General features: G+C 68.3%; 13 protein-coding genes. 8 read left to right on the top strand and 5 right to left on the bottom strand.

Annotation, left to right across the window (positions count from 1 at the left end; genetic code table 11):
• Positions 1-168 precede the first annotated feature (168 nt).
• From coxB to B9N97_RS04580, 3 genes are read left to right on the top strand one after another with little or no spacing between them, the layout of a single operon-like run.
• The gene (coxB, locus tag B9N97_RS04590; protein ID WP_085084670.1) at positions 169-1,188 is read left to right on the top strand and encodes a cytochrome c oxidase subunit II; all 1,020 of its coding nucleotides are present in this window, start codon (positions 169-171) and stop codon (positions 1,186-1,188) included.
• Positions 1,185-3,734 carry a cytochrome c oxidase subunit I gene (ctaD, locus tag B9N97_RS04585; protein ID WP_085083818.1) on the top strand — a complete coding sequence of 850 codons (2,550 nt, stop codon included), beginning with the start codon at positions 1,185-1,187 and terminating at the stop codon, positions 3,732-3,734. Before coxB ends, ctaD begins: the two co-directional genes overlap by 4 nt.
• Before the next feature lie 12 nt (positions 3,735-3,746).
• Complete coding sequence (locus B9N97_RS04580) at positions 3,747-4,109, top strand: hypothetical protein (protein WP_085083817.1); 363 nt, start codon at positions 3,747-3,749, stop codon at positions 4,107-4,109.
• A gap of 119 nt (positions 4,110-4,228) precedes the next feature.
• On the opposite strand, the gene B9N97_RS04575 is transcribed toward B9N97_RS04580, so the two are convergent.
• The 3 genes from B9N97_RS04575 to B9N97_RS04565 form a co-directional block, all read right to left on the bottom strand.
• Positions 4,229-4,915: a peptidoglycan-binding domain-containing protein gene (locus tag B9N97_RS04575; RefSeq protein WP_085083815.1), complete on the bottom strand. Its 687-nt coding sequence runs from the start codon at positions 4,913-4,915 to the stop codon at positions 4,229-4,231.
• A gap of 141 nt (positions 4,916-5,056) precedes the next feature.
• Positions 5,057-6,226, bottom strand: coding sequence for a c-type cytochrome (locus B9N97_RS04570; protein WP_085083813.1), 1,170 nt, complete (start codon positions 6,224-6,226; stop codon positions 5,057-5,059).
• Between the two features lie 4 nt (positions 6,227-6,230).
• Complete coding sequence (locus B9N97_RS04565; RefSeq protein WP_085083811.1) at positions 6,231-7,070, bottom strand: cytochrome c oxidase assembly protein; 840 nt, start codon at positions 7,068-7,070, stop codon at positions 6,231-6,233.
• Positions 7,071-7,246: 176 nt separating this feature from the next.
• Between B9N97_RS04565 and B9N97_RS04560 the strand changes: the two genes are divergently transcribed.
• The 3 genes from B9N97_RS04560 to B9N97_RS04550 all read left to right on the top strand — a co-directional run bounded on the left by B9N97_RS04560 (position 7,247) and on the right by B9N97_RS04550 (position 12,780).
• Positions 7,247-8,482 (top strand): efflux RND transporter periplasmic adaptor subunit, encoded by a 1,236-nt coding sequence (locus B9N97_RS04560; RefSeq protein ID WP_085084668.1) that lies wholly within the window; start codon positions 7,247-7,249, stop codon positions 8,480-8,482.
• 4 nt (positions 8,483-8,486) lie between these two features.
• Positions 8,487-11,615: an efflux RND transporter permease subunit gene (locus tag B9N97_RS04555; RefSeq protein ID WP_085083809.1), complete on the top strand. Its 3,129-nt coding sequence runs from the start codon at positions 8,487-8,489 to the stop codon at positions 11,613-11,615.
• 223 nt (positions 11,616-11,838) lie between these two features.
• Positions 11,839-12,780 (top strand): RNA polymerase factor sigma-32, encoded by a 942-nt coding sequence (locus B9N97_RS04550; RefSeq protein ID WP_085083807.1) that lies wholly within the window; start codon positions 11,839-11,841, stop codon positions 12,778-12,780.
• On the opposite strand, the gene B9N97_RS04545 is transcribed toward B9N97_RS04550, so the two are convergent.
• Positions 12,725-13,600: a DUF2243 domain-containing protein gene (locus B9N97_RS04545; RefSeq protein ID WP_208621143.1), complete on the bottom strand. Its 876-nt coding sequence runs from the start codon at positions 13,598-13,600 to the stop codon at positions 12,725-12,727. The genes B9N97_RS04550 and B9N97_RS04545 overlap by 56 nt on opposite strands.
• A gap of 332 nt (positions 13,601-13,932) precedes the next feature.
• Between B9N97_RS04545 and B9N97_RS04540 the strand changes: the two genes are divergently transcribed.
• Positions 13,933-15,096: an OpgC family protein gene (locus B9N97_RS04540; RefSeq protein WP_085083805.1), complete on the top strand. Its 1,164-nt coding sequence runs from the start codon at positions 13,933-13,935 to the stop codon at positions 15,094-15,096.
• Between the two features lie 62 nt (positions 15,097-15,158).
• Positions 15,159-15,455: a hypothetical protein gene (locus B9N97_RS04535; RefSeq protein ID WP_085083803.1), complete on the top strand. Its 297-nt coding sequence runs from the start codon at positions 15,159-15,161 to the stop codon at positions 15,453-15,455.
• A gap of 109 nt (positions 15,456-15,564) precedes the next feature.
• Here the strand turns inward: B9N97_RS04535 and B9N97_RS04530 are convergent, their stop codons facing one another.
• Complete coding sequence (locus B9N97_RS04530; RefSeq protein ID WP_085083801.1) at positions 15,565-16,191, bottom strand: ATP-dependent Clp protease proteolytic subunit; 627 nt, start codon at positions 16,189-16,191, stop codon at positions 15,565-15,567.
• Positions 16,192-16,619 lie beyond the last annotated feature (428 nt).

Raw genomic sequence — 16,619 nt, 5'->3', positions numbered from 1 at the left:
CCCGCCGCGATTGCCGGGGCCGTATTTCCACCTTCAACGCTTACGGCCACGCACTGGTTTCGCGATTTCACATGGGAACTTCGGATTGCCCACGAAACCGTCGAGCCTCGGCTGTGTTGACCCCGAGGGGGAAAATGGGCGTGGCCCGGTGAAGGGGAGGCGATGGACATGACCTGGGCGAGCCGGCGACCTGCGCGACTCTCTCTGCGACGCGGCTTGTCCATTGCGCCGCTCGCCATTGCCGGATTTTCACTGGCGGGATGTGAGGGGCGGCAGTCGGCGCTGGATGCCGCGGGCGTCAGCGCGCAGGAGATCCTGGTCACCAGCTGGATCCTATTCATCGGCGCCGCCGTGATCTTCCTGGTGGTGATGGGGCTGGCGCTCTATGCCGCGCTGGTCCGGCCGGAGCGGTTTCCCGGCCGCCGTGCCTGGGTGATCGGTGGCGGCATCCTGTTCCCGCTCGTCACGCTGACGGCGCTGCAGCTCCATGAATTCGCCCTGGCCCGCCGGCTGGCGACCCTGACGCCGAACCCGGAACTGGTGGTGGAGGTCACCGGCTACATGTGGTGGTGGGACGTCCGCTATCAGGTGGAGGGGCAGGAACCGTTGCGCGGCGCCAACGAACTCGTGCTGCCGGCCGGACGGCAGGTGGAGCTGCGGGTCGCCAGCGCCGACGTCATCCACAGCTTTTGGGCGCCGAGCCTCGCCGGCAAGATCGACATGATCCCCGGCCACGTGAACCGGCTGCCGATCGTGGCGCAGCGGCCGGGGCTCTATCGCGGCCAATGCGCCGAATATTGCGGGGCGCAGCATGCCCTGATGGCCTTCGACATCCGGGTCCTGCCGGCGGACGAGTTCGACGCCTGGATGGCGGCGCAGCGGCGCCCGCCGCCGGAGCCGGCGACGCCGCAGCTCTCGCGCGGCCGCGACGCCTTCTTCTCCTTCGGCTGCCAGTCCTGCCACGCCGTGCGCGGGACGGAGGCGGAAGGGTTGGTCGGCCCCGACCTGAGCCGCGTCGGCGCCCGCCCCTCGCTCGCCGCCGGGACGCTGCCGACACGGGTGGAGACGATCGCCGCCTGGATCCAGGGCGCCCAGCACATCAAGCCCGAGAACCGCATGCCGTCCTTCGACGTGATGGACGGCGAGACCCTGGACGCCATGGCCGCCTGGCTGGAGAGCCTGAAATGACGCTGCGCACCGACGGACCCCGCGACGAGTTCTCCGGCCGCTTTCCCAGCCCCACGCCCCGGCCGGAGGGGGAGGAGGAGACGCTGCGTCGCGTTTGGCGGCTGCCGCCGGGGATCGCGCAGCTGACGGCGGTGAACAACTCCCGCGTCGGAGTCTGGTACATCGCTACGGCGCTGCTGTTCTTCCTGATCGCCGGGGTGCTGGCGCTGGTGATGCGGCTGCAGCTGGCGGTGCCGGACAACGACCTGCTCGATCACAACACCTACAACCAGTTCTTCACCGTGCACGGCACCGGGATGATGTTCCTGTTCGCCGTGCCGATCGTGGAGGCCATCGGCGTCTATCTGCTGCCGTCCTTCCTGGCGGCGCGCGACCTGCCCTTTCCCCGGCTGTCGGCCTTCGCCTTCTGGGCTTATTTCTTCGGCGGCATCGCCTTCTTCTGCTCGCTGATCTTTGGGGCGGCGCCCGACGGCGGCTGGTTCATGTATCCGCCGCTGACCAGCTACGAGCATTCGCCGGGCATCAACGCCGATTTCTGGCTGCTCGGAATCGGATTCATCGAGATCTCTGCCATCGCCGGCGCCATCGAGATCGTGGTCGGCATCCTGCGCACCCGGCCGCCCGGCATGACGCTGGACAAGCTGCCGATCTATGCATGGTCGATGCTGGTGATGGCGGGGATGATCATCTTCGCCTTTCCCGCCGTGATCGTCGCCACCGCGTTGCTGGAGATCGAACGCGCCTTCCACTGGCCCTTCTTCATCGCGGAGAAGGGCGGCGACCCGCTGCTGTGGCAGCACCTGTTCTGGTTCTTCGGCCATCCGGAGGTCTACATCATCTTCCTGCCCGCCGCCGGGCTGGTGTCGATGATGGTGCCGACCCTGGCCCGCCGTCCGCTGATCGGCCACGACTTCGTCGTGCTGGCGCTGGTCGGCACGGGATTCTTCAGCTTCGGGCTGTGGGTCCACCACATGTTCGCCACCGGCATCCCGTCGCTGTCGCTCAGCTTCTTCTCCGCCGCCAGCATGGCGGTGGCGGTGCCGAGCGGCATCCAGGTCTTCGCCTGGATCGCCACGCTGGGGGCCGGGCGGGTGCAATGGACGGTGGCGACGCGGTTTCTGTTCGGCTTTCTGTTCATCTTCGTGCTGGGCGGGCTGACCGGCGTGATGGTGGCGGTGGTGCCGTTCGACTGGCAGGCCCATGACAGCTACTTCATCGTTGCGCACCTGCATTACGTGCTGATCGGCGGCATGGTGTTCCCGGTCTTCGCCGGGCTTTACCACTGGTGGCCGACGCTGAACGGCCGGATGCTGTCGGAGCGGTTGGGAAACTGGGCCTTCTGGCTGATGTTCATCGGCTTCAACACCGCCTTCTTCCCCATGCACATCAGCGGCCTGCTGGGCATGCCGCGGCGGGTCTACACCTATCCCGGCGACCTCGGCTGGAACCTGCTGAACATGGTGTCGACGGTGGGCGCCTTCGTGCTGGCGTTGGGCGTGCTGCTGGTTCTGGTCGACATGGCGCGCAGCGCCCTGGGCGGCGGGGAGAAATCGCCCGACAACCCGTGGAATGCCGGGACGCTGGAATGGCTGCCGAACGAGCTGTACGCCGTCCGCAGCATCCCACACGTCACCGGCCTTTACCCCCTGTGGGACAATCCCGACCTGCCGCGCGAGGTGCGCGAGGGCGCCCATTTCCTGCCCGGCGCGCCCACCGCCCGGCGGGAGACCATCGTCACCAGCCCGATCGAGGCGAAACCGCAATATCTGATGCCGCTGCCGGGGCCGCATTGGGCGCCATTCCTGGCCGGACTGTTCACCGCCACCCATTTCATCTCCCTGACGCTGAAGCTCTATTATTTCTCCCTGGTTCCCGCGGTGCTGGCGATCGGGCTGGTGATCTGGTGGCTGTGGGGCCTCGACAAGGGGGCGGACCATCCGCCGCAGGATGTCGGCGGCGGCTGGCGCGTGCCGGTCTATGTGCAGGGGCCGAAGAATCATAGCTGGTGGGGCACGGTGGTGCTTCTGCTGGTGGACGGCACCGCCTTCGCCTGTCTGATCTTCACCTATCTGTTCCTGTGGACGGTCAGCCCGGATGTATGGCCGACGGATGGAGACGGATTGCCCGGCCTTTCCTGGCTGGCCGGCGGGCTGGCGCTGTGGGCGCTGGCGGCGCTGGCCATCGGCTGGGCGCGCTCCGCCGTGGACCGCAACCGGCATGGCCGGGTCCGTCTCGCGCTGATCCTGGCCTGGGCGGCGATGGTCGGCGGCATCCTGCTGGACGCCACTGCGCAGATGCAGACCGGCCTCGTCGGCGCGGCCAGCGCCTATGGCGCCATCGCCTACATGCTGGTGGCGTGGCAGGGCTTCCACGTCGCGGTGATGACGCTGATGCTGGGCTACACGCTGGCGCGTTCCGCCGCCGGGCTGCTGCATTCGGAGCGGCGGGTGACCTTCGACAACACCATGCTGATGGGCTGGTACAGCGCGGCGCAGGGTGGAACCGCCCTGCTGCTTCTGCACCTGTTCCCCCGTCTGGCGATCTGAGGGAGGAGCGCGATGGCGAGCCGCAGCTTTCCGGGCATCTTCATCGGGATGCTGGCGCCCTTCCTGATCTGGGCGGCGCATTTCGGCGTGGTCTACGGCATCAACGGGATGGTCTGCGCGCGCAGGGTCGAGGATGCGCGGCTGTTCGGCTTTCCGATGTCCGTGGCGCTGGTCGGCATCGCGACGCTGCTCGCCCTGGGCTGGGTCGCCGTCCTGATGGTGAAGGCGTGGCGCGGTGCCGGGCCGGGGAAGCATGTCGGCGCCGCCGACCCGCGCCGCTTCGCCCGCTGGTTCGCCATCGCCGGATCAGGTGCGGCGCTCGTCGCGATCCTGTGGGTCGGCATGCCCGCCCTGATGGTCCCCGCCTGCGGCTGAGCGGCCGCCCCAAAAGAACTTCGCCGGTTCCCGGACGCCGCGACGGCTTGATGTGCCGTCGCGTTGCCCCGGAACCGGCGGAGAGGACCGGCGCTCGGTTCGCTGTAAAGCCAGGGTTGTTACTTGGTGCCGTTCTGGCCCATCGAGCCCTGCGGGGTGGTCTGGTTCTGCGGGGTGTCGCTGGGCATCGCGTTGCCCTGCGAGTTGCCGGTGTTGCCCATCGAGCTGCTGTTGCCGGTGTTGTTGCGGGTGCTGCCGGTGCTGCCCGCGCCGGTGCTGCCCGACGTGCCCATGCCGTTGTCGTTCAGGTTCAGCGCGGCCATGGTCTGCTGGTCGGCGCGGCCGGTGGCGCGCAGACCGTTGTCGCGCTGGAACTTCATCAGGGCGCTGCGGGTGTTGGCGCCCCAGATGCCGTCGACGGTGATGTCGCGGCCGTCGTTGCGGTCATTCAGCGCCTGCTGGAGTTCACGCACCTGCTCGTGGCTCATGCCCGAGGACATGCGGTTGCGCGAGGAGGAGCGGTTGGAGGACGAATCGTCCGACACCTCCTCGCGGACCTCGTTGGTGGCGCGGTCGGTCACGCGGTCGGTCTTCTTGCTCAGGCTTTCGTCCATGCTGTTGCCGGCCACCGCGCCGCCGACGCCGCCCACCACCGCGCCGACCGGGCCGCCGACGACGGCGCCGGCCACGGCACCGGTGCCGGCGCCCGTCGCCGTCCGCGAGGTGTCGGTGCTGCCGCAGGCGCTGAGGGCGAACAGGGCGCCGGCCGCGGTGGCGGTCATGACGATCTTCGAAATCCCACGCATGGTTGCCATCCTTCTCGATTACGATTCGATGTTGGCGACCCGCCGCCCGGTGCGGCCTGTACTGTCCTGCCGCACGGCAAGCGACAGCTGGGTCATGCGATGAACAATCAATAGCGGGCCTTCTTGTTCCATGACGTCCCGTCAGGATTTTCCGTCTTCACCCTTCACCATGGCGCGTTCGGGGGCGCGGCGGGAGTAATACTCCGCCACTGCATCGATCTGTTCGTCGGTCATGCGGCGGACGGCGGCCTCCATGATGCGGGACAGCGCCGTGTTGCCGTGCGCCCCGTCGCGCCACAGCCGCAACTGGGCGGCGATGTAGGACGCATGCTGCCCGTCGAGCGACGGGTATCGCGGATCGCGGGCATACCGGCTGTCGTCTGCTGTTCCCCCATGGCAGCCGGAACAGGCGGCGACGCCATCGTCAGGGGCACCGGACGCCGCTATCCGCCGACCCAACTCCAGCAGCTCCGGCTCGGGATCGGCGGTCTCAACCGTTGGCGTTGCAGGCTTTTGCGCCGCGTAATGCTCGGCCAATGTGCGGATCGCGTCATCGTCCAACCCGGCCGCCACGGGCTGCATGATGCCGCTGAAGCGGTTGCCGTCGGCATAGGCCTGCAGCGTCTCGCGCAGGTAATCCGGCGACTGTCCGGCGATCCGCGGGAAGGCGTCGTTCCCGTCGCCGTTGCCGTCATAGCCATGGCAGCGGGCGCAGTCCTGCAGGGTCTCTCCCAAACCTCTGCTCATCGGACCACTGGTCGGGCCGGTCAGTTCGGTCACCCGGGCATGGTCGTCGGCCTGAGCCCGACCGAAAGCGAGGCTGTGGTATTCTTCCGCGCTCATCCCTTTGAGCCGCAGGAGAAAGGCGGTAACCGCCCAGGGTTCGTCCTTGCGCTGCTGCGCCGGCCAAGCCGGCATGCCGGCATATTTGATGCCGTGCAGCGTGATCCAATACAGCTCCCGCGGCTCCCACTCCGCCACCTTGTCGGGCAGGTAGGGCGGCTCCGGCATCATGTGGCGGGAGATCGGGTTGCGCGGCGTGTCGGGGGCGCCGTGGCAGGGAGCGCAGCCGTCCTCGTAATGACCGGCGCCGCGGCGGACCAGGGCCGGGTCGTCCAGGTCCGGCGGCTCGCCGACGGACGCCGCATGCGTCTCCACCGAACTTCGCATCGCCATTTCAAAGAACATTTCGACCGGCGTCCAGTGCGCCTTGCTCGCCGCCACGCTGTAGAGGCCCGACCACGCGAACAGGAGTCCGCCGATCCCGGCGGCCACGCCGGCGATGGCGAGTGTCTTCAGGGTCCGCCACATGCGCTCAACCGACCTTTCCGCTGGAGAGTTGCCCGTCTTCTCCCTGGCCATCGTTCCCAGGGCGCAGCCAGCGGGCCGCGCCGGCCAGCACCAGCGCGACATAGGCCAGCGCGCCGACGACCCCCATGATCAAGCCGCCCAGCTGCTGGTCGGCCAGCGGCGACAGGCCCCAAGGCGCGGTGGTGGTCAGGTGGTAGCTGAACAGCGGCGATCCGGCGAAGATCAGCAGCGCCGCCAGCATCGCCAGATGGACGGAGGTGCCGAAGGCCGCCAGAAGGCCGCGCAGGCGCATGGCGGCGTCGGTTGGGGCCAGGATTGTCCGCCATGCCGCCACCGCCCCGGCGAACAGCGTACCGTGCATCAGCCACAGCACGGCGTCGTTGGCCAGCGCCGCCATGTAGGGGCCCGGCAGATGCCAGACCCACAGCGTGATGCCGAACAGTCCCCAGGCCAGTTCGGGCTTGGCCAGCGGTCTCGCCGCCGTTCGCAGCAGGGTCGGCCAGCGGACGGCTCCGCCCGGCCAGCCGAGCACGAACAGCGGCGCCGCGACCTGGATGGTCAGCAGATGCTGGGCCACGCGGGCGGAGAACAGGGCGGAGGTCAGGCTGCACAGCGGGGAGACGAAGGCGACGCCCAGCACCAGCCAGCCGGCGGCCAGACACAAGGACCGATGACGGGCTTGGCCGGCGTAGCCGGCCGGGCGGCGCGCCACCACCGTCAACCCGATCGCGGCCAGGGCAAAGGCGGCCAGCAGCGCCGGATCGCCGTTCCAGGCGGTCGACAGCTCGTCCGGCACCGGCGGGACACCGCAATAGGGAATGAAGGGAAGGCTGTCTGTTGCCATGGCTTGGCCTCGCGGGTTCCGGTGGGGACTCTGCATGCTGTCCAATAACCGGCATGGCGGGATGTTCCCGGAAAAGGCGACGTTTCCGGCGGTGAGTGACCCGATGAATTGGGAGCAGATCGGCCGCCGGGGTGTTGAACCGCGAAGGCCAATCGGAAACGCCGCCGGAGACCGCCATGCCCGCCGCCTCGTCCCGCCGCACCCGCGCCCTTTCCGCCGTCTGCGCGGCCGTGCTGTCGGGGCTGTTCGCCGCCGGGCCGGCATGGGCGCAGGGACAGCCCGGCGGCGGCCAGAAGGCGCCTCCTCCGGCGGTGACCACCGCGCCGGTGCAGAGCCGCGACATCGCCCCCGCATCGGAGTTCATCGGCCGGATCGAGGCCATCCGCTCCTTCGACGCGCGTCCCCGGATCGAAGGCACCGTCGAGCAGGTCGGCTTCCAGGAGGGGCAGGACGTCCATGAAGGCGACCTGCTCTATGTGATCGAGCCGGCGCCCTATCAGGCTGCGCTCGACAGCGCCAAGGCCCAGCTCGCCAGTGCCGAGGCGAAGCTGCGCGAGGCGGAACGCGCCTACAACCGGGCCGAGGAACTGCGCCAGCGCGGCAACGTCTCGCAGGCGCAGCTGGATCAGGCGCTGGCCGACCGCGACGCCGCCCAGGCGGGGGTGATGATGAACCAAGCCCAGGTTCGCACGGCGGAGATCAATCTTGGCTACACCCGCATCACCAGCCCGATCGACGGCCGCATCGGCGCCACGGCGGTGACGCAGGGCAACCTCGTCAACCCGTCCACCGGCGTGCTGGCGACGGTGGTCCAACTCGACCCCATCCGCGTCGTCTTTTCGGTCGCCGACCGCGACATGCTGGCGTTCCAGCGCAAGTTCGACGTCCGCCAGCCGTCGCAGGCGGCGGAGAAGTTCGTGCCGACCCTGGTCCTGCCCGACGGCAGCGACTATGGCGAGGACGGCCAGATCGAGTTCGCCAACAACCGCGTCGATCCGCAGACCGGCACCGTCAGCATCCGCGCCACCTTCGCCAACCCGCAGCGCCTGCTGCTTCCCGGCCAGTATGTGACCGTCCGGGTCCGGCGCGACCAGCCCGAACAGCGCCCGGTGGTGCCGGTCGCCTCTGTCCAGCAGGACCAGCAGGGGCGTTACGTGCTTGTGCTGGACGACCAGAACCGGGTGCAGCGCCGTCCGGTGGAGACCGGCGCGCAGGTCGACCAGTCGCTGGTGGTCGAGAAGGGTCTGACCGCCGGTGAGACGGTCGTGGTCGGCGGCGTGCAGAAGGTGCGGCCGGGCATGGTCGTGCAGCCCACCCCGGCGGACCAGTTGGCCGAGGGAAACCTGACGGGTGGCGGCGCCGGCTCCTCCGGCGGCGCTGCCGGTGCCACCTCCGGTACGGCGAAGGAGTGAGGCGATGTTCTCGGCACTCTTCATCCGCCGGCCGAATCTGGCGATCGTCATCGCCGTCGTCACGCTGATCGCCGGCTTTCTGGCGCTGAACGCCATCCCGGTGGCGCAGTATCCGTCGATCACCCCGCCGACCGTCCAGGTGTCGGCAACCTATCCCGGCGCCAACGCCCAGGTGGTGGCCGACAGCGTCGCCGCCCCGATCGAAGCCCAGGTGAACGGCGTGGAGGGCATGCTCTACATGTCGTCCACCAGCACCGACACCGGCAGCTATTCCCTGACCATCACCTTCGCGCCCGGCACCGATCCCGACATCGCCGCGGTCAATGTGCAGAATCGCATGTCGCTGGCCAGCGCCAGCCTGCCGTCGGAGGTGACGCGCCAGGGCGTCACGGTGCGCCGGCAGTCGTCCAACATGCTGATGGCGGTCAACGTCTATGCCCCCGAGGGCAAGTTCGACCCGATCTTCATCTCCAACTACGCAAGCCTGAACCTGCGCGATTCCATCGCCCGCGTGCCCGGCGTCGGCGATGCGCAGGTGCTGGGCGCGCTCGACTACAGCATGCGCATCTGGATGAACCCCGACCGCATGACGGCGCTGGGCATCACCGCTTCGGATGTGATCGGCGCGATCCAGAAGCAGAATGTCCAGGCCCCCGCCGGCCAGATCGGCGCCCCGCCCATCGGCGGCGATCAGCAGCAGCAGCTGACCATCATCGCCCGCGGCCGGCTGAACGATCCACAGGACTTCGCCAACATCATCATCCGCAGCAACGAGAATGGCGGCATCGTCCGCCTCGGCGACGTGGCGCGGGTGGAGCTGGGGGCGCAATCCTACACCTCCTCCTCCAAGCTGAACGGCGCGCCGGCGGCGACGCTGGTCGTCTACCAATCGCCGGGCGCCAACGCGCTGGACGTCGCCAAGTCGGTGCGGGCGGAGCTGGAACGCCTGTCGCAGCGCTTCCCCGAAGGGCTGAAATACGCGGTCGTCTTCAACACCACCAACTTCGTCACCGCCACCATCGAAGAGATCGTGCTGACGCTGGGCATCACCTTCCTGCTGGTGGTGGCGGTCATCTATCTGTTCCTGCAGGACTGGCGGGCGACGCTGATCCCGACGCTGGCGATCCCGGTGTCGATCATCGGCGTCTTCGCCGTGCTGTTGGTGCTGGGATACAGTGCCAACACCATCACGCTGTTCGCATTGATCCTCGCCATCGGCCTCGTCGTCGATGACGCCATCGTCGTGGTGGAGAATGTCCGGCGCGTGATGGAGGAGCATCCCGACCTGTCTTCGACCGAGGCGGCGGGCAGGGCGATGGGGCAGGTCAGCGGCGCCATCGTCGCCTCCACCCTGGTGCTGGCGGCGGTGTTCGTGCCGGTGGCCTTCCTGCCGGGCATCACCGGACAGCTCTACCGCCAGTTCGCCGTCACCATCGCCGCGTCCTTCATCATTTCCGGCATCAATTCGCTGACGCTCAGCCCGGCGCTGTGCGGCCTGCTGCTGCGCAAACCGGTGGAGCCGTGGCGCCCGCTGGCGGCCTTCAATCGTGGGCTCGACCGGGTGCGCGACGGTTACGGACGGCTGGTGCATGGGCTGGGGCGGCGGCTGATCGTCGGGCTGGTGCTGTTCCTGGCGATCACCGCCGGCGCCTTCGCCCTGTTGCGCAGTCTTCCGACCGCCTTCCTGCCGGCGGAGGACCAGGGCTATTTCTTCGTCAACGTCCAGCTTCCCAGCGCCGCGTCGGTCACCCGCACCCAGTCGGTGATGGACCGGGTCAGCGAAACCATCAAGGAGGAGCCGGGCGTCGCCGACGTCATCGCCATTTCCGGCTTCAGCATCCTGAGCGGCCAGGGCTCCAACGTCGGTCTCGTCATCGTCGCGCTGAAACCCTGGTCGGAGCGGGGGAGCGACCAGACGGTGGACGCCATCCTGGGCAGCCTGCGCCCGCGCTTCGGCGCGATGCCGCAGGCGACGGTCACCGCCTTCAACCCGCCCTCCATCCCCGGCCTGGGCGCCACCGGCGGTTTCGACCTGCGGGTGCTCGCCACCGGCGGGCAGAGCCCGCAGGAGTTGGGATCGGTCCTGCGCGGCCTGCTGGTCGCCGCCAACCAGGATTCGGACCTGCAGGCGGTGTTCAGCACCTACAGCGCCGACGTGCCGCACCTGTATCTGGACGTCGACCGCACCCGCGCCTCCCTGCTGGGGGTGTCGCCGGCCGACATCTTCACCACGCTGCAGGCGCATCTGGGCGCCAGCTACGTCAATGATTTCAACCTGTATGGCCGCGTCTTCCAGGTGAAGGTGCAGGACGCTGCCCGCTTCCGCGATCAGGTGAAGGAGATCGACCAGCTCTATGTCCGCAGCCAGTCGGGCGACATGGTGCCGCTGCGCAGCCTCGTGTCGGTACGCACCACGCTCGCTCCCGACAGCATCACCCGCTACAACCAGTTCATGTCGGCCTCGGTCAACGGGCAGGCGGCGGCGGGCGTCAGTTCCGGACAGGCGCTGACCGCCATGCAGGACGTGGCGCGGAACACCCTGCCGCAGGGCTACTCCACCGAATGGACCGGCCTGTCCTATCAGGAAAGCCAGGTCGGCAATCAGGGGCTGGTGGTGTTCGGCCTCGCCCTGCTGTTCGGCTATTTGTTCCTGGTGGCGCAGTATGAGGACTGGCTGGTGCCGCTGGCGGTGCTGCTGTCGGTGGCCGTCGCCGTGCTGGGGGCCGGCGTCGGGCTGTGGGTTGCCGGCATTCCTAATGACATCTATGCGCAGATCGGGCTGGTGCTGCTGGTCGGTCTGGCGGCGAAGAACGCCATCCTGATCGTCGAGTTCGCGCGGGAGCAGCGGGCCGACGGCCGGTCGATCGTCGATGCCGCGGTGGCCGGCGCCCGCCAGCGCTTCCGCGCCGTGCTGATGACCGCGCTGGCCTTCATCCTGGGCACGGTGCCGCTGCTGATCGCCACCGGCGCCGGGGCTGCCAGCCGGCGGTCGATCGGCACCACCGTGTTCAGCGGCATGGTGGGGGCGACGGTGATCGGCATCGTCTTCGTCCCGGTGCTGTTCGTCGCCTTCCAGCGCCTGACGGAACGGCTGCGCGGGCGCCCCGTCGCGCGCGTCCAGCCGGCCGAATAGCCTGCGCAGGCCTTGATTCGTCTGCATTAGATCCCACATCAGCGTGGTCCCCGACAACCTTGAATTTGGCGTCCTTCGTGCGACGCTCCCCGCGCATTGGCGCGATGGCGGCCGGCTCCGGGCCAGACGCCGACCGATTCCTTATCCTGCCCGGTCTGCGGCTGACCGGGAGGGAGGGCGGCGGCCTTGCGGAGCGATGGGCGGTCGGGGCAGGGAGTCTTCCATGCCGAACAAGAACCAACCGATCGCTGAAACCGTGTCGGCCGAGCCGCTGACCCTGTTCCTGAAGGACATGCGCCGCTACGACCTCCTCACCGCGGAGGAGGAGCGGGAGCTTGCCCGCCGCTGGCGCGACCATGACGATGCCGAGGCGCTCGACCGGCTGATCGGCGGGCACCTGCGTCTGGTGGTCGGCGTCGCCAAGCGGTTCCAGCGCTATGGCCTGCCGCTGGCCGATCTGGTGGCGGAGGGCAACATCGGGCTGATGCGCGCCGCGCGGAAGTTCGATCCCGACAAGGGGTTCCGCTTCTCGACCTACGCCCACTGGTGGATCCGTGCGGCGATCCAGGACCATGTTCTGCAGAACTGGTCGCTGGTGAAGATCGGCTCGACCAGCGCCCACCGCACCCTGTTCTTCGCCCTGCGCCATCTGAAGGCCAAGCTGAAGGAACTGGACAGCGGGGACCTGTCGCCGGAGGCGGCGACCGCCATTGCCGGCGAACTCGACATGCCGGAACGCGAGGTGGTGGAGATGAACCGCCGCCTTGCCGCCGACCGCTCGCTGAACGCCACGGTGGGGGAGGAGGGCGAGATGGAGTGGCAGGACCTGCTGGCCGACGACCGTGCCGACCAGGAAACCGCGCTGGCGGAGACCGAGGAGCGCATCCAGCACAAGCGCCTGATCGCGCTGGGGCTGGAGAAGCTGACCGAGCGCGACCGCCAGATTCTGATCGCGCGCCGTCTGCTTGACGAACCGGTGCCTGCCGACGAGCTGAGCCGGCGCTTCAATCTGTCGCGCCAGCGCATCGGCCAGATCGAGGCGGCGGCGATGCAGACCGTCCGCAAGGCGGTTCTGGCCGGGCGTGCCGCCCAGGCGGTCCGCAAGCCGCCTAAAGCGCGGCCGACCGCGACCCGGTCGCCGCGGCCTGTCCGGGGGAGAGCCTGAACCAGTCCAGGCAGCCGGTCGGGACCACGCCGTTGCTGACCAAAATCGCACCCCGGCGGTAAAGGCCGAGGGTGCTGCTGCCGGCGGGCAGGTCGATGGCCCAGAGCTGGCCGCTGGGGTCGCTCCACACCGGACGGCTGTCGATTGACGCCAGGGCGGCCAGCGCCTCGGCCGGGCCGGTGCCCGGACGGAACAGCACCATGCTGGTGGTGACCCCCGGCGGCGGCAGGGTGGCGACCGTTCCGGCGATCCCGACGGCAAGGGCCAGCAGCAGCGGCGCCGTCGCCGTCCGGCGCATGCCTCCGCCGCCCGCAGGGCCATGGTCGCCGCGCGTCAGCAACATTCCGGCGGCCAGCACGGCGACGCCGAAGACGAAGAACCACAGCAGATCCCAGAACAGCTTGTTCTCGACATCCATGCGGATTCGGTGAATGCCGAGCAGCCAATGGGACAGCAGCCCGTCCAGGATGTGCCAGACGCCGAATCCCACCAGCGCCCATCCCATCAGCCGGCGCCCGCCGACGAAAGCCAGCCCGGTGCGCCCGCGCCACAGCAGCCATAGCCCAAGGGCGGCGATCACGTACATCAGGACATGGAAAAGCCCGTCAGCCAGGATCTGCACCCGGATGTCCGCGAAGGCCGGGCTGGCAAGGCCGGACAGCAGGTGATGCCATTGCAGGATCTGGTGCAGCAGGATTCCGTCGAAGAAGCCGCTCAGCGCAAAGCCCAGGCAGAACGCCGCCATCAGCAGGGTCCGGCCCGGCCCCTGCGGGATGTCCGACATCGGAAGCGGGCGCGGCAGCGGATCGGCGGCGGACATCGGGCAGTTCTCCAACAGGGCTCAAGGTAAGCCTGAAGCCCCCAACAGGCCTTTCCGGCTCCGGTTCCCCCACTTGCGGTCCGCCGATTACGGATTGGTTTTCGCAGCCCCTATGAGAAGGGTTTAATGCTTTTCCCCTCCGGAGCCGCGTTGGAAGGGTTCCCCCATCGCGTTGGACACCCGGCCGGCGAAAATGTCCATGGTGGGCTACATCCGCCGTGGCGGTGCCGAACCTACGGTGGTCCGGCGCCACCGCGATTCGTCTGCTGACCCCCCTCAGGGCGGCATCCGCCCCGCCGGGGAACCCGCCACAGCAGGAGAGGCACGGCTGCATGCAGCAACGTCAGGCACGCGACGCACGTCTCGATCTTTTCAAGGGCGTGGCCCTTCTGATCATCTTCATCAACCATGTCGGCGGAAACCCGCTGGCAAAGCTGATGCCCGCCCGCTTCGGCCCGTCCGATTCGGCCGAGATCTTCGTCTTCATCTCCGGCTATGCCATCGCGCTGGCCTATGGTCCGGTGCTGGCGGAGCGCGGGTTCGCCGCCTGCCAGCGCAAGGCGCTCGGCCGCTGCCGACAGCTGTGGACAGCCAACATCATGACCATGCTGGTCAGCGCACTGGTCGTCGCGCTCGCCGTCCATGTCGGCGATCTGCCGATGGAGGCGTCGAACCGGCTGGAGAGCTTCGAGCCGCTTTTCGAAACCCCGGTGACCGCGATGGCATGGCATCTGGTGCTGATGTATCTGCCTTTCGCCTTCGACATCCTGGCGCTCTACATCCTGCTGGTGGCGGTGGCGCCGCTGTTCCTGTGGACCTATGCCCGCTTCGGCTACACGGCGGTGGCATTGTCGTTCGTCCTCTATCTGGTCGCCCAGGCGGCGCCCGGACTGGTCCCGCCAAATCTGTGGGAGGAGGACTGGAACTTCAGCCCGCTGGCTTGGCAATGCGTGTTCTTTCTCGGCACCAGCCTGGCGCTGGTGGTGCGCAGCGGCCGGGTCCGGCTGCCGCGGTCCCGCTGGCTGCTGACCGGGTCGCTGGCTCTGCTGGCCGGCATGGCGCTGTGGAAGTTCGCGGCCTCCGACATCGGTCATGCGCTGACGCCGGCGCCACTGCAAGGCTGGCTGCCTGAGCAAACCATCCCCTGGGCCGACAAGGACACGCTAGGGCCGATGCGGCTTCTGCATTTCCTGGCGCTGGCCTGTGCGGCGGCGCTGCTGGTGCCGCGTGAGGCGGGTTGGCTGCGCTCCGTCCCCGCCCGGCTGCTGATCGCCTGCGGGCGGCATTCGCTGCCGGTCTTCTGCGTCGGCATCGTCCTGTCGATCGCCGGCACGGCCGTGCTGCTGGCCGAACGGAACTCGCTGACGGTGCTGGCGGTCAATCTGGCGGGGATCGCCGTGCTGCTGGCGATGGCGACCGTGCTGGAGCGGCGGCGGACCCGCCGGCAGCCGGCCAAGTCCGCGGTGCCGCAGGCGGCCGTGCCGGAGACACCGTGAGGGGACGGCAAGCCAGGGCCGAGCTTCTTGAAACCTGCGCCGGGTAGGCGCATATTTTAGGAATGCAATTCAATCCGGCCATACCGTCCTACCAGACGCTGAAGCCAATGCCGCAGCTGACGCCCGCGGCACAAATCGCCATGTCCCCGGCGGTCCAGGCCGCGCAGCAGGTGACGCCGCCGGTGCGGACCCAGACGGTGGCCGCCCCCCCGGCCATCGGGAAGACCGACCAGTCCCGCGATACCCGCAGCGGCACCGAGGGCAGTCAGGCCGTCGACACCAATGCCGGCGCGCTTGCCGCCAGGGTGAATGCCCAGGGCTATCGCCAGCGCGGATCGCTGCTGGACGTATCGGTCTGAGGGAGCGCGTTGCCGTCATCGTTTCGGCTTCGAGGCTGTTATCGGAAATGAAAAAGGGCACTTTCCCGCGAAGGAGAAAGTGCCCTTTTCTGTTGGATAGACCCGACCGTTACTTCAGCTCGTCCATCGTGTTGATGACTTGGCTGACGATGCCGTAGTCCTTCGCCTCTTCGGCGAACATCCAGTAATTGCGGTCGGTGTCCTTGGCGACCTTTTCATACGGCTGCCCGGTCTCACGCGCGATGATCTTGTTCAGACGCTCGCGCATGCGGATGATTTCCTTCGCCTCGATGGCGATGTCCGTCGCCCGGCCGCCCGTTCCGCCCAGCGGCTGGTGGATCAGGAAGCGGGTGTTGGGCAGGCAGAAACGGTCCTCCTTCTTCGCCGCCAGATAGATGTGGCAGCCGGCGCTGGCGACCCAGCCCGTGCCCAGCATCTTCACCCGCGGCTTGATGAAGCGGATCATGTCGTGGATGGTGTCGCCCGCCTCGACATGGCCGCCCGGCGAGTTGACCACGACGGTGATGTCGTCGTCGCTCTCATGCGCGAGCGCCAGCAGTTGGGCCGAGACGACCTGCGCCAGCTTCATGTCGATCTGACCGAAGATCAGGACCGTGCGCGCCTTGAACAGGCTCTGCTGCACGGCGGCGAACTGCGGCTGGGCGCTTTCCTTCGACTTCTCGTCCGGTTCCTTTTCAGGTTCGTCGTCGAACCGGGTGTATCCGACCTGCGCCATTGATGTTCTTCTCCCTGGTATCGGAAGCGGGGTATCGGGACCGGGATGCGCCGCCGGAGGAGAACCCCGGCCGCTGTCCCGCTGCCGCATGCGCCTTGCCTGCTTCACCACATAGCCCGTCCGGCCTTCATGTTCAACGTCCGCCGGGTCAAAATCGATGGGTTGGGCCATGGGTGGGGCCACTGGTGGGGCCACGGGCGGGGGTGGGGCCTGATGGAACGTTTGGAACAGCGTGCAACAGTTTTCCGGGGATGTTCCACTGTTCCATTCACCGAACACGCGGGTGTCCTTCCAGTCGGCGCGGCACGATGTCTCTTCCTACCACGCGACACCTCGGCGGGTAAGGGGCGGTTCCAAAACCGGGTAGGAGCGGGGAGCGGCATGGTCGCGCAGCATTGACGCCATTCGCCGCCCACGGCCAAACTCCG

The sequence above is a fragment of the Azospirillum oryzae genome, from assembly GCF_900177515.1.
Lineage (GTDB): Bacteria > Pseudomonadota > Alphaproteobacteria > Azospirillales > Azospirillaceae > Azospirillum > Azospirillum oryzae_A.
The sequence above is the reverse complement of the archived record's forward strand: the minus strand, read 5'-3'. Positions and strand labels throughout refer to the sequence as shown.